Annotated in this window: 11 protein-coding genes; 6 read left to right on the forward strand and 5 right to left on the reverse strand. The window is 66.1% G+C overall.

Going from position 1 to position 12,433, the window contains the following annotated elements; all coding sequences use genetic code 11:
• Window positions 1-389: 389 nt before the first annotated feature.
• The 3 genes from RTN46_RS14385 (at window position 390) to RTN46_RS14395 (ending at window position 3,786) form a co-directional block, all read left to right on the forward strand.
• Window positions 390-929 (forward strand): GNAT family N-acetyltransferase, encoded by a 540-nt coding sequence (locus tag RTN46_RS14385; protein ID WP_312182378.1) that lies wholly within the window; start codon window positions 390-392, stop codon window positions 927-929.
• A 192-nt stretch (window positions 930-1,121) separates the two neighbouring features.
• Window positions 1,122-1,454 carry an AAA family ATPase gene (locus RTN46_RS14390; RefSeq protein ID WP_312182379.1) on the forward strand — a complete coding sequence of 111 codons (333 nt, stop codon included), beginning with the start codon at window positions 1,122-1,124 and terminating at the stop codon, window positions 1,452-1,454.
• A gap of 253 nt (window positions 1,455-1,707) precedes the next feature.
• On the forward strand, window positions 1,708-3,786 hold the full coding sequence (locus RTN46_RS14395; RefSeq protein ID WP_312182381.1) for an L-lactate permease: 2,079 nt from the start codon (window positions 1,708-1,710) through the stop codon (window positions 3,784-3,786).
• 69 nt (window positions 3,787-3,855) lie between these two features.
• On the opposite strand, the gene RTN46_RS14400 is transcribed toward RTN46_RS14395, so the two are convergent.
• Entirely contained in the window at window positions 3,856-4,674 is an 819-nt protein-coding gene (locus RTN46_RS14400) for an aldolase/citrate lyase family protein (protein ID WP_312182382.1), read from the reverse strand.
• On the reverse strand, window positions 4,659-5,444 hold the full coding sequence (gene hpaH / locus RTN46_RS14405; protein WP_312182384.1) for a 2-oxo-hept-4-ene-1,7-dioate hydratase: 786 nt from the start codon (window positions 5,442-5,444) through the stop codon (window positions 4,659-4,661). Before hpaH ends, RTN46_RS14400 begins: the two co-directional genes overlap by 16 nt.
• A 123-nt stretch (window positions 5,445-5,567) precedes the next feature.
• Here hpaH and RTN46_RS14410 point away from each other — a divergent pair, with 123 nt between their 5' ends.
• Together RTN46_RS14410 and RTN46_RS14415 are read left to right on the forward strand one after the other, a co-directional pair.
• A complete protein-coding gene (locus RTN46_RS14410; RefSeq protein ID WP_312182386.1) occupies window positions 5,568-7,103 on the forward strand; it encodes a DUF5129 domain-containing protein in 1,536 nt (511 codons plus the stop codon).
• A gap of 104 nt (window positions 7,104-7,207) precedes the next feature.
• A complete protein-coding gene (locus tag RTN46_RS14415) occupies window positions 7,208-8,059 on the forward strand; it encodes a methylenetetrahydrofolate reductase (protein WP_312182387.1) in 852 nt (283 codons plus the stop codon).
• A gap of 118 nt (window positions 8,060-8,177) precedes the next feature.
• On the opposite strand, the gene RTN46_RS14420 is transcribed toward RTN46_RS14415, so the two are convergent.
• Window positions 8,178-9,161: an ABC transporter substrate-binding protein gene (locus RTN46_RS14420; RefSeq protein ID WP_312182388.1), complete on the reverse strand. Its 984-nt coding sequence runs from the start codon at window positions 9,159-9,161 to the stop codon at window positions 8,178-8,180.
• A gap of 181 nt (window positions 9,162-9,342) precedes the next feature.
• On the opposite strand from RTN46_RS14420, the gene RTN46_RS14425 reads away from it, so the two are divergent.
• The gene (locus RTN46_RS14425) at window positions 9,343-10,752 is read left to right on the forward strand and encodes an aminomethyl transferase family protein (protein WP_312182390.1); all 1,410 of its coding nucleotides are present in this window, start codon (window positions 9,343-9,345) and stop codon (window positions 10,750-10,752) included.
• Between the two features lie 164 nt (window positions 10,753-10,916).
• Here RTN46_RS14425 and RTN46_RS14430 read toward each other — a convergent pair whose 3' ends face one another.
• Both RTN46_RS14430 and RTN46_RS14435 read right to left on the reverse strand, forming a co-directional pair.
• Window positions 10,917-11,552 carry a lactate utilization protein C gene (locus RTN46_RS14430; protein WP_312182391.1) on the reverse strand — a complete coding sequence of 212 codons (636 nt, stop codon included), beginning with the start codon at window positions 11,550-11,552 and terminating at the stop codon, window positions 10,917-10,919.
• Window positions 11,549-12,433, reverse strand: an 885-nt coding sequence (locus RTN46_RS14435; protein ID WP_312182392.1) for an LUD domain-containing protein, incomplete at its 5' end; no start/stop codon positions are given. The genes RTN46_RS14430 and RTN46_RS14435, both read right to left, overlap by 4 nt.

A 12,433-nucleotide genomic window follows, 5' to 3' on the forward strand; every position in this document is an offset into this window, starting at 1 on the left:
CCCACCACCTTTCTAGACCAGACGTCAGCCCGCCTATAGATCAGACGTCCACGAACCTCTGGCCATCAAAGGACGGCGCTCCGTCCGATTCATGCCCGCTCCGCTGCTTGCCGCCCACAATGCCCTGCTGCCCCGGCCTCTCGCCATGCGGTGCCCGGCAACGAAGCCACCAGGCGCCGGCCAACCCACTACCCGCTACCCGGCACTAGGCCACCGGGCCACCAGGCCAGCAGGCGCCGGCCAACCCGCGACCCGGCAGCACCCCGGCACCAGGCCACCAGCAAAGTCTCGCCACCTATGTCCCTGCCAAGACTCACCGCCCAATACCCGGCCCAGCCTCAGCACCGCTGCCGTTCTCCCGGGATAGGGACCCGGCTACAGTGGTCCACATGCTGGAGCAGAACGCTAGAGACTGGTCGCCAGTCAGCACACAACGACTGCTGCTACGCAGGCCCCTCGCAGGTGACGAAAGTGCAGCAATCGACCTCCACACCGATCCTCGGACCAACATCCACCACCCCGCGCCGTCGACCATCACCCGGGCCTCCTCGGCACGGACCTTCCACGAGATCCGGCAGCACTGGTACCGGCACGGATTCGGAGTCTGGACCGTTGTCGACCCTGCCGAACCCGAAAACCTCATCGGCTTCACCGGTGTCTCCCACCGGCTCATCCACGGCAGGCCCGCCCTCAACCTGTATTACCGGTACCACCCCGACTTCTGGGGGCAGGGACTGGCCACCGAAGGCGCCATCGAAGCCGTACGCCTGGCCGAAGCACTGCTCCCGGGACTGCCTGTTGTCGCCTATACGTCAGTGGACAACATCGGCTCCCAACGCACCGCGCTGGCTGCCGGACTTGAACGCCGGGAAGACCTCGATGTCGACCGCGGCGCCTACATGGACCTCTACCTGGCCAAGGGCTGGTAAAAGGGTGCCCGGAGTTAGCTAGCTTGGGGCCCTCTTCCTGGTCCGGCATTCTCCCCGTTCCTGGTCCAGCTTGGGGCCCTCTTCCTGGTCCGGAGTTCTCACTGTTCCAGGTCTATCGAAGGCCGTCTTAAGCGAGAGTTCGCCTGCTGCCGGCCTCGGAGCTGTGGGGCGTGGCGACGGGGAGCCCATTAAGTGAACCCGGCCCCCGATGACACCGCGAGCACCGCCCTCAATGGAGTTCTGAGCTCAGGCCTGATCGGGCAGATTGAGCCCGGTCCGGACCTCGGCACCCTGAACCACACCGCCCTGAGCCTCGAAGCACTCCAAGCTCGGGACCGCCGTGTCCTTGGCGGGGTGCTGGGCAGCTGGCCCAGCAATCCCGGCGTCGTGCACCGGAGCAACCGGCAGGTGCTCGAGTCCCAGCAGGTGCCCCTGATCGGAGCGCTGCCCGAGAACGCCTCCGAACTGCCCCCGGAAACGTTCCGCAGCGAAGCGGCCCGCTGGCTGAACGGCCTGCCCGCCTGATTCCGGCAGCAACGAATACCCGTGCGACGCCGTCGGCCATTCCGGAGCCGGTGCAGGCCTCGCCGTCTCGAGACGAAAATCCCAAGTCACCAAATCAAAAACCCGCCGCAGGGATCCGCCGGCACGCCCGGCGCGGCCTACCCTATAAACACCGCTTCTTCCACCCACTCCCACGGCCAGTCTCCGGCCTGCCGCAGCAGCTCATTTCGTTGACCCGCGGCGGCCGGCAGCAGCGCCGGCCTGGAGGGACCCTATGGAAAGCTTCACTCCATCGACAAACCCGGTCGGCGGGAGCGTAGCCCTCTCCGCGCTTCTCGCCCTCGTTCCGCTGCTCGTCTTTTTCCTACTGCTGGCCTTCGCGAAGACCAAAGCCTACGTAGCCGGAGCCTGGGCACTCGTGGCCGCCCTGGTCATCGCGGTCCTGGGTTTCGGCATGCCCCTCGGCCTCGCGCTGCTCTCGGGAACCCAGGGTGCGGCCTTTGGACTGTTCCCCGTGGTGTGGATCATTGTGATGGCCGTCTGGCTCTACCAGGTGACGGTGCGCAGCGGGCGGTTCGAAGACCTCCGGCGCGTGTTCGACACGGTAGGCGGTGGCGACCTGCGGGTTCAGGCGCTGCTGGTGGCCTTCTGCTTCGGCGGCCTGCTCGAAGCCCTGGCCGGATTCGGGGCACCCGTCGCGATCACGGTCACCATGCTGCTGGCCATCGGCATCGCCCCGATCCGCGCCGCGACCGCCGTCCTGGTCGCCAACACGGCTCCGGTCGCCTTCGGGGCGCTGGCCATCCCCATCACGACGGCGGCAAACCTCACCAGCTACACCGGAGACGAAATCGGCGCCGTCGTCGGACGCCAGACTCCCCTGCTGGCTTTCGTCGTCCCGCTGATCCTGCTCTTTATCCTCGACGGGCGGCGCGGACTGCGGGAGTGCTGGCCGGTTGCCCTGTTTACCGGCGTTGTCTTCTCGATTTTCCAGTTCCTGTGCTCGAACTACTTCTCCTACGAACTCACCGACATCGTCGCGTCCCTCGTCGCGATGGCTGCCGCCGTGGGGTTCCTGCGGTTCTGGCAGCCCCGCGGCAGCTCTCAGGCCGCCGAACGGATGCACGGCGAGCTGGAAGCCGCCCGGGCCGGCGGCTGGACACCGGCCGGGACCAAGGACAGCGCCGGGACGGGAGACGAGGGGTATCCGGGCAGGTCCGACGGCGGAGCGCCCGGCGGGCGCGCCGATTCAGGACAGCCAGGTTCAGGAGGTTCAGGGGGTCCAGGGGGTTCCGGAGGTTCAGGAGGTTCAGGGGGTCCAGGAGCGTCAGAGGGCTCAGGGGGTTCCGGTTCTGGATATTCCGGAGAGTCAACAGGGTACGTCGGCGGCCAGCGCGGAGCGCACGCGGCGGGCAGCGCGACCAGCACCGGCAACGCAGCCAGCACGGGCAGCACGGGCAGGACGGGCGAAACCGGCAGCGCAGCCAGCACGGGCGAAACCGGCACGGGCAGCACGGGCGAAACCGGCAGGCCCGGGCCCGGCAGTGGGGCCGACGACAGGCTCACGCCGTCGCGCGGTTGGATGGCCCTGTTCCCGTACGTCCTGGTGATCGTCATCTTCGGAATCGCCAACCTCTGGACACTCGGCGTGGATATCCCGGCGGCACTGGCTAAGACCACCATCGAGATCCCGTGGCCGTGGCTGCATGAAGCGCTGCTGGATGAGAACGGCCAGACGCAGGCCTCCACGATTTACCATTTCGAGTGGCTGATCAGTCCAGGGACCCTGCTGCTGATCAGCGGGCTGATCGTGGCCCTGGTCTACTCACGCTTCGATGACCGGGGACGCTATCCCCTGACAATGGGCGGTGCGCTGCAGGAAATATGGATTACCGCCAAGCGGATGAAGGCTGCCGCGCTGACCATCCTCGGGGTCCTGGCACTGGCATACGTGATGAACTTTTCCGGGCAGACCATCGCCATCGGGACCTGGCTGGCGGCCACCGGGGCGTTCTTCGCGTTCCTCTCACCGGTGCTCGGGTGGATCGGCACGGCAGTCACCGGATCCGACACCTCAGCCAACGCCTTGTTCGCCAAGCTGCAGGAGACCGCCGGCCAGGCGGCCGGACTGGATCCGAAGCTGATGGTTGCGGCCAACACCGGCGGCGGCGTGATGGGCAAGCTGATTTCCCCGCAGAACCTGGCCATCGCTGCCGCCGCGGTGAACATGAGCGGGCAGGAGTCTGTCCTGTTCCGGAAGGTCTTTGGCTGGAGTGTGGCCCTGCTGCTGGCGCTGTGCATCATCGTTTTCCTGCAGTCGACGCCCGTGCTGAGCTGGATGATCCCCAGTTAGTCCCAGCTCCCGGGGGTCACCCAGCTCACCGGGGATCATCCAGCAACCGGGGATCATCCAGCTCACGGGTCAGTAGCTGGCGCGCTCGTCCTCAGTATCCGCAGCGTCCTGCGGCAGGTACTTGGCGGCGAGCGCCTCCGAAGCCCGGGCCAGCAGGGCGACGTCGGCACCCACCAGGATGAAGTCCACCCCGGCGTCGAGGTAGCGGCGCGCGGTGCTCTCGGCGAACGCGTTGACGCCCACGGGAACACCGAGCTCCTTGGCCGTGCGGATGCACTGTTCCACGGCGGCCACGACCTCGGGATGCTCCTGCTGGCCGAGGTAGCCCATCGACGCGGCAAGGTCCGAGGGGCCGATGAAAATCCCGTCCACCCCGTCCACCGCGGCAATCTCCGCCACGTTGGACACAGCCGCGGCGGTCTCAACCTGCACCAGCAGGGTGATCGTCTCATCAGCGCGGTCCAGGTAATTATCGATCCGGTTCCAGCGCGCAGCCCGGGCCAGGGCGCTGCCCACACCGCGGACGCCGTGCGGCGGGTAGCGGACAGCGGACACGGCGGCAGCTGCCTGTTCGGCGGTATCCACCATAGGAACCAGCAGGTTCTGCGCCCCAAGGTCCAGGTACTGCTTCATCAGGACTGTGTCATTGCTCGGTACCCGCACCACCGGCTGGATGGGGTAGCCGGCCACGACCTGCAGCTGGACGCTGATGGATTCCAGGTTGTTAATGCTGTGCTCGCCGTCGATCAGCAGCCAGTCCAGGCCGGAGCCGGCGCAGATCTCGGTCACCAGGGGGTTGCCGGTACACGCCCACATGCCCACCCGGGCACGGCCGCCGGGAACCAGATCTGCCTTGAACGGGGCGTGGGGCTCTACTCGAAACGGCATGTCACTGATCCCAGCTGTCCGTAGTCGGCATGGACGGTATCTCCCTTGTGCACCCACATCGGCCGGGTGAAGGAGCCCGCCAGGATGATCTCCCCCGCACCCAGCGTGGTTCCGTGGGCGGCAAGCTTGTTGGCCAGCCAGTACACGCCGGCCGCCGGATGGTTCAGGACGCCGGCGGCGACGCCGGTTTCCTCGATCGTTTGGTTCTTGTACAGCAGCGCCGCGACCCAGCGGAGGTCGACGTCGGACACCTTGACCGGCCGCCCGCCCACCACCATGGCGCCCATCGCAGCATTGTCCGAGATGGTGTCCACGATGGTGCGGCCTTCCATCTCGATCCGTGAGTCCAGGATCTCCAGCGCCGGGACCACGTATTCGGTGGCGTCCAGGACGTCAAAGATGCTGCAGTTTGGTCCGGAGAGCGGTTTGCCCAGCACAAAGGCCAGTTCCACTTCGATCCGCGGATGGGTGTAGGCGTCCCACTGCACGGTGCAGCCGTTCTCCAGCACCATGTTGTCGAAGATGACGCCGTAGTCGGGTTCGGTGATCCCGGTGGCGGCCTGCATGGCCTTGGAGGTCAGGCCGATCTTGCGTCCGACCAGCTTCCGTCCGCTCTCCTGCATCCGCTGGCTCCAGAGGTTCTGCACGGCGTAGGAGTCTTCCACCGTCATCTCCGGATACCGCGTGGTCAGCCGCGGAACCGGGATGCGGTTAGCGCCCGCTGCCACCAGTTCGTCGGCGATCTTCTCAATGGTTTGCTGCTCGAGCACGTAACTGCACCACTTTCCGGGGAAATGCTTTCCGCTCCATCAACGGCTGTACAGGATTGTATATGATTCACGACACATGTCTTTGAGAAGGAGTGCCCTCGAGTCCTCTCCCCTAGGCTGGCCATGTTGACCGCCCACCGAACCCCGGCCGGCTTCGCAGCCGCCACCCTTCCCGAGGTATCCGATATGCGCCGTGTTTTACTGCTTGTCCTGACCACGATGTTCGCGGTCGCCGCACCTGCCCTGCCGGCAGCCGCCGTCGGGCCGGACGAGATCATCATTGAGGACACCGCCGGCGTTCTGGACCAGAACACCCTGCTACCGGCACTGGAGGACATCGAGTTCCGGGAACCTACCACCGTGGCGATCTACACCTTCCGCGGTGATGCGGATGCCCAGTATTCCGACGGCGACGTCTACCTGAATGCGGAAACGCTCGACTTCGCGCGCACTGAACACCCCGAATGGATCAGCCCCGACGGCCAAAAGTGGGCGAACGGCCTGTTCATCTTTACCCTGGACCCGGAAGGACGCTGGATCGGCACCTACTTCGGCGAGGACCGCAAACTGGACAAGGAAACTTCACAGGAAATTCGGGACGCAGCTGCCTCGCACTTCGTCGAGGCCCAGTGGACGGACGGCACGATTGCCGCCGTCGGGAAAGCCGCAAAACTCATCAACCGTCCCTGGTACCTCGACCCGGTGGTGATCTTCCTGGGCGTGGCGTTCCTGGTGGCCGCGCTGGCCGCGTGGGTCACGGTACTCGTGGTGCGCCGCCGCCGTCTGGAGACAAACCGGCGGCTGATCGCGGACGCCGAGCGCTCGTATGCCAGCGTCAGCTTGGATCTGGACGCGACCGAACTCAACGCACGGACCATCCCCGATGATTCCTCCTACGGCGCGAAGGTGTTGGAAGAGCACCGGACCTTCAGGACGCGGTACAACCGCGCCACCGAACTGGGCAACCAGGTCCGGAGCCTCACTGACAAGGAGCTGCGGCGGCGCAGCAGCCGGAAGCCCGTCGAGGAATTCGCCGAGCTCTCGCTCACCCTGGACGGGATCGACGACGTCATCGCCGATACCAACACGCTGCTCAACCTGACACCGGGCTGGCAGGCTGCCTGGGACCGGCAAACCGCACCGCTTCAGGCCGAGCTGGACAAGCTCGAGGACCTCTTCACGGCAGACAAAACCGGAAAGGATTCGGCCACGGCCTCGGCCCTGCTTGCGTTCCGGACCGAATGCCGGCACCGGCTGGAAGCTGCAGCAGCCGGACTCGCGGACGGGACCGCCACACCGGAGGCAGCCCTGGATACCATCCGGGATGCCGGCGGGGAACTCGCCGGGCTCCTGCGGAACCATTCCGAAACCGTGATCGCCCGTGCAGCCAAGAACCAGTCCGAACGCGAGCTGATGCGCAGGGCACTGGAGGAAACCCGGAGCCACCGCCGGACCTACCGGGACGGGTTCCGGCCCGGCATCCTGGACACCGCCTACCCGAATTACTTCTGGGCCGTCGGCGCCTTCAGCGCAGGCGTCCGGACCGGCAGCAGCAGCATCGACTCGGCCCGGAGCTCGGCCTCTTCCTCCGGTTCTTCCAGTGGCTACGGTGCCGGCGGCGGGAGCTTCAGCGGGGCGGGGAGCTCCTCGCGCTTCTAGCCGCGGAGTACCGGTGAATGATTCCGGGCAGGCTCCGTCCCGGGCATTTCCGGGGACGGCAGGGTTCGTGGACACCTCCAGCCGGGCTGGCTAGGGTGGCATCCATGAACCCACACGCCCCCGCAGGCGGCAGCCTACTGTCCGGTTTCTCCCTTGAAATGACCGGCAAGGACGTTGATGCCCTGCACGCGGCCCAGGATGCGCTGCCACCCGGGACCCGCATCAATGTGACTTTCCTGGGTAATGAAGACCTCCCCATGCGCTTGGCGGCAGCCGCTGCGGTCCGTGCGGCGGGCCAGGTGCCGGTACCCCATATTTCCGCCCGCCGGCTGGAATCGTCCGCTGAACTGGAGAAGTTCCTCGGCGCCCTGGCCGACGCCGGTGCCGTGGAGAACCTGTTCGTCGTCGGCGGCGACCCGGCCGAGCCGATGGGTCCCTACGAGGACTCGCTCGCCGTAATCCGGTCCGGGCTGCCCGCCGCCTACGGAGCGAAACACATCAGCATCGCTGGCTACCCGGAGGGGCACCCGGACATCTCCGATGACACCCTCTGGACCGCCCTGCTCGCCAAAAACGAGGCACTTGAGGAACAGGGGCTGGAAGCGTCCATCATCACCCAGTTCGGCTTCGATACGGCGCCCGTCCTGGCCTGGCTGGAAGAACTGCGCAGCCGCGGCATCAGTGCACCGGTCCGGATTGGTGTTCCCGGGCCGGCAGGCATCAAGCGGCTGCTTGGCTACGCACGCCGGTTCGGGGTGGGAACCTCAGCCGGGATCGCGCAGAAGTACGGCTTCTCCCTGACGAACCTGCTCGGCACGGCCGGACCGGACCGCTTCCTCCGGGACCTCGCCGCGGCCCACGATCCCGCGCGGCACGGCACGGTCCAGCTGCACTTTTATACCTTCGGCGGCCTGCGGGCCACGGCGGAATGGGTCCGAGACTTCCAGGCACGCTAGGCCGGAAGGCCCAGAACACACCAAAGCGGGACCGGCGCACCACGCCGGTCCCGCTTTGTCCTACCGCTTATATCCTGCCCGCACCGAAGCAGACATCGTTGCGGGCACTGGGCAGTACCTAGTTCGCGGGCAGCAGGGACTCCATATCCGGAATCTCCTCGACCAGTCCGCGGTCCAGTGAAATGCGGGCCACGTCCTCAACGGACGCCCGGTTCACCTCGGTGCCGTACTTGGGCAGGGTCAGCTGCTCAATCACTTCGGGCTTCAGCGAAGTGTAGGTGGGCAGGATGGCGCGGACCTTGTCCGGATTCTGCTCGGCAAATTCCTGCGACGCCTTGATCGCGCGGACAAACTTCTCCACGGTTTCGGGATTCTCCTGAACGTACTGGTCCGAGGCGAAGTAGACAGCCACCGTCAGGTCATCCACCGGCTCGGCATAGTTGGAGAACACCGGAACGGCGCCGTCGGCCTTGGCAATTGTCACAAAGGGTTCGACGGCGGCAATTGCGTCAACTGTCCCGGCAGCCAGCTGCCCGGACAGTTCCGGGAACGGAATTTCCACGAATTCGACACTTTCGTAGTCCCCTCCCGCCTGCTTCACTGCCTCCGAGATAGTGGAGTCGGAAATATTGTTCAGCGTGTTCACGCCGATCTTCTTGCCCTCGAGGTCCTTGATGGTTTCAATCCCGCTGTCCGGCATGGTCATCACGGAAGCAAAGTCCGCTTGGGTGTCACCCGTGGAGCTGCCCCCGGGGGCCACCATCTGCACCGGCAGCCCCTTGGACCGGCCGACGATCATGGAGGTGATGTTGGAGAAGCCAAAGTCCATCTGCCCGGAAGTCACCGCCGGCACGATGGCCGCGCCGCCCTGGGCCAGGGTGAGCGTGACGTCCAGTCCCTCGGCTTCGAAGAGTCCTTCCTCGACACCAAGGTAGATCGGGGCGACGTCAACGATGGGGATGACCCCAACCTCGATCGACGTCAATCCCTCAGCTGCCGGCGATCCGGACGCCGATTCCTCGGAACTCGACAGCGCACCTGATCCGCATGCCGTCAGGCCAAGCAGCGCCGCCGTTGCCGCTGCTGCAACCAGTTTCCTCATGGGTTCTCCTCGTTTGGCCGCGGTCGAACCCACGGCATTTAATGTGATGCAGCACACACTATCTATCGGGATAGATAGTGTCTAGGGGCGCCCTTAGGCCTCGACATATCTATGAGCATAGATATATGGTCGGCCCCACCGGCTTTGCCCGGATCCCCTCCGACAGAAACAGAGGTTCATCGTGGCACCAAAGAATCTGCAGGAAGTCCTTGATGCATCCCAGGGAACGGTCGACCTGCTCCGCAACTCCCAGATCGGCGCGTATATCTACCCCGTCGTCGCCCCGGAGTTCACCAACTGGCGCAGCGAGCAGCGGGCCTGGCGGGAGACTGCCGTCCTCTTCGACCAGTCCCACCACATGGACAACGTCTTCATCAAGGGCCCCGACGCCCTGAAGCTCATCTCGGACACCGCGGTGAACAGTGTCGCGAACTTCCCGGTTAACAAAGCCAAGCAATACGTTCCGACGACGCCGTCCGGCCACGTGATCGGCGACGGCATCCTCTTCCACCAGGAACAGGACGAGTACGTATACGTCGGGCGGGCACCGGCCGCCAACTGGCTGCTGTTCCATGCCGAAACCGGCGGCTACAACCTCGAGATCGAGGTGGATCGGCGGTCGCCGTCGCGCCCCATGGGGCAGCCCGTTACCCGGCGCTACTGGCGGTTCCAGATCCAGGGGCCCCGCGCCTGGCAGATCATCGAGAAGGTCAACGGCGGTCCGCTCGAGCAGCTGAAGTTCTTCAACCTGGATTGGATGACGATCGCCGGGGAACGCGTGCGCACCCTCCGGCACGGAATGGCGGGCGCGCCGGGCCTGGAAATCTGGGGCGATTACGCCTCCTATGACAAGGTGCGCGACGCCATCCTGGAAGCGGGAGCCGAGTTCGGCATGGCCGCCGTCGGCTCCCGTGCCTACCCGTCCAATACGCTGGAATCCGGCTGGATCCCCTCCCCGCTGCCCGCCATCTACACCGATGAGCGGCTGCGGCCCTACCGTGAGTGGCTGGGTGCCGACAGTTATGAGGCCACCAACGCCGTCGCCGGCAGCTTCGTCTCGGAGAACATCGAGGATTACTACCTCACGCCGTGGGAGCTCGGCTACGGCTCCTTCGTGAAATTCGACCACGATTTCATCGGCCGGGAGGCCCTCGAAAGCATGGACCCGGCCGCGCAGCGCCGCAAAGTCACTCTGGCCTGGAACGAGGAGGACCTCGGCCGGATCTTCACCTCACAGCTGGACACCACCGGGATGCCGTACAAGTACTTCGACCTGCCGCTGGCCAACTACGGTTCGTCAAACTACGACGCCGTGATCGACGCGGACGGCAACACCGTGGGCCTGTCCATGTTCACCGGCTACTCCGCCAACGAACGGCGCGGACTCTCGCTGGCCACCGTCAACCCGGATGTCCCCGAGGGCACGGAACTGCGGGTGGTATGGGGCGAGCCCGACGGCGGCACTGCCAAAACCACCGTCGAACCGCACCGCCAGCTGGAAGTCCGGGCCGTGGTCAGCCCGGTCCCCTACTCCGAGACGGTCCGGCAGGACTACAAGGGCGGCTGGCGCACCGGGTACTCAGGATCCTGAAACGTCGCAGGATCTTGAAGAGCGCAGGAGCCTGAAACTACCCGGGTCCCGATCTGCGCTGGATCCTGATCCGCACCTTGCCCTGCCCCGCAAGGGCAGTTAGCCAGGCAGCTGGCCGCTGGCCGGGACTGGCCGGGACTGCGGTTAGCTCTGGCCAGGTCGGCTCAGCCGCGGACGATCAACACGTCCAGCGTGCGCGGACCGTGCACACCCTCAACCCGTTCGAGTTCGATGTCGCTGGTGGCACTCGGACCGCTGATCCAGGTCAGCGGCCGGGTGCCGTCCAGGCGGCGGAGCGCTTCGGGCAGGATGGTGGTGATGTCCGCGGCCCGGACCACGCAGATGTGGTGGTCGGGGATCAGTGAGATGGCTCGGCGGCCCTGGTTGGGGCTGCCGTCCAGGATGATGGTGCCGGTCTCGGCGACGGAAACGGCACTGCCGGTCACGACGGCGGCGGTCGCGTCGAGTTCGGCGACGCTCAGCGGCTCCTCGACCGAGTCGGTCCGGCGGCGGCCGGGCACAGCGGCGTCGGTAGCTGCCAGCCAGGCGTCGTCGATGCCCGCAGGCACCACGTAACTGGCGGCGGCGTCGAGCAGTTCCGCGATCCGGGGCGCGAGCCCCGCCTCGTCAAGCACCGTGACGCCGGCCTTGTAGTCTTCGAGCCGGTCCACCAGCATCTCGATCCGCTCAGCCTCGGTGGACTCGACGGATTCCCGGTAGCCGCGGGGAATTTCCGGAACTTTCGGGGAATCGCGCAGCGCGTCCCGCAGCCGGCCCAGGATCTCTTCGCGTGCGCTCATGCCTTCGTCTCCCCCTGCGGTGCCTGCTGGTCCTGCGGTGCCTGGTGTTCCTTGGCCCACCAGTCCCGGAAGGACTGCTTGGGCGGCGCAGGGATGTCCCGGCTCTGGGTCCAGCCGGCGGCAATGCCGGGCAGTTTGGTGATTTTCTTCTTCCGGCCAGCCGCGAGCCTGCCGAGCGGCAGGCCCTTCTCCAGCAGCCCCAGGTTCCTCCCCCGGGAGAACGCCCAGGAGGCGCCCTTCATCATCAAGTCCATCTGGGTGGGCAGCTTTTTGGTGCCGCGCTTGCTGTCCACGTCCTCGGCCCGCAGGTGCACCAGGATCTCCGGAATGTTGATCTTCACGGGGCAGGCGTCGAAGCAGGCCCCACACAGCGACGAAGCATACGGCAGCGAGCTGTTTTCCTCGGACTTGATGCCGGTCATCATCGGCGAGAGAATCGCGCCGATCGGTCCCGGATAGGTGGAGCCGTAGGCGTGTCCGCCGGTGCGCTCATACACCGGGCAGACGTTCATGCACGCGCTGCAGCGGATACAGTGCAGGGCCGAGCGCCCCATTTCGTCCGCCAGCGCGGCACTGCGGCCGTTGTCCACCAGCACCAGGTGCACGTTCTGCGGGCCGTCGCCTTCGGTGACGCCGGTCCACAGCGAGGTGTAGGGGTTCATCCGCTCGCCGGTGGAGGAGCGCGGGAGCAGCTGCATAAAGACCTCGAGGTCCTGCCAGGTCGGCAGCAGCTTTTCCACGCCCATCACGGTGATCAGGGTTTCCGGCAGGGTCAGGCACATCCTGCCGTTGCCTTCGGATTCGACGACGGCGAGGGTCCCGGCGTCGGCAATCGCGAAGTTCGCGCCGGAGACGGCCACCTTCGCGGAGAGGAACTTCCG

It is taken from the genome of Arthrobacter sp. (assembly GCF_031988865.1).
Taxonomy (GTDB): domain Bacteria; phylum Actinomycetota; class Actinomycetes; order Actinomycetales; family Micrococcaceae; genus Arthrobacter_B.

What these genes read in the sequence shown, in the direction of transcription:
- RTN46_RS14415 (WP_312182387.1), top strand. Translation starts at nt 7,208, where the DNA reads ATGAACCCACACGCCCCCGCAGGCGGCAGCCTACTGTCCGGTTTCTCC.
- RTN46_RS14400 (WP_312182382.1), bottom strand. Translation starts at nt 4,674, where the DNA reads ATGCCGTTTCGAGTAGAGCCCCACGCCCCGTTCAAGGCAGATCTGGTT.
- RTN46_RS14410 (WP_312182386.1), top strand. Translation starts at nt 5,568, where the DNA reads ATGTTGACCGCCCACCGAACCCCGGCCGGCTTCGCAGCCGCCACCCTT.
- RTN46_RS14420 (WP_312182388.1), bottom strand. Translation starts at nt 9,161, where the DNA reads ATGAGGAAACTGGTTGCAGCAGCGGCAACGGCGGCGCTGCTTGGCCTG.
- RTN46_RS14385 (WP_312182378.1), top strand. Translation starts at nt 390, where the DNA reads ATGCTGGAGCAGAACGCTAGAGACTGGTCGCCAGTCAGCACACAACGA.
- RTN46_RS14395 (WP_312182381.1), top strand. Translation starts at nt 1,708, where the DNA reads ATGGAAAGCTTCACTCCATCGACAAACCCGGTCGGCGGGAGCGTAGCC.
- RTN46_RS14430 (WP_312182391.1), bottom strand. Translation starts at nt 11,552, where the DNA reads ATGAGCGCACGCGAAGAGATCCTGGGCCGGCTGCGGGACGCGCTGCGC.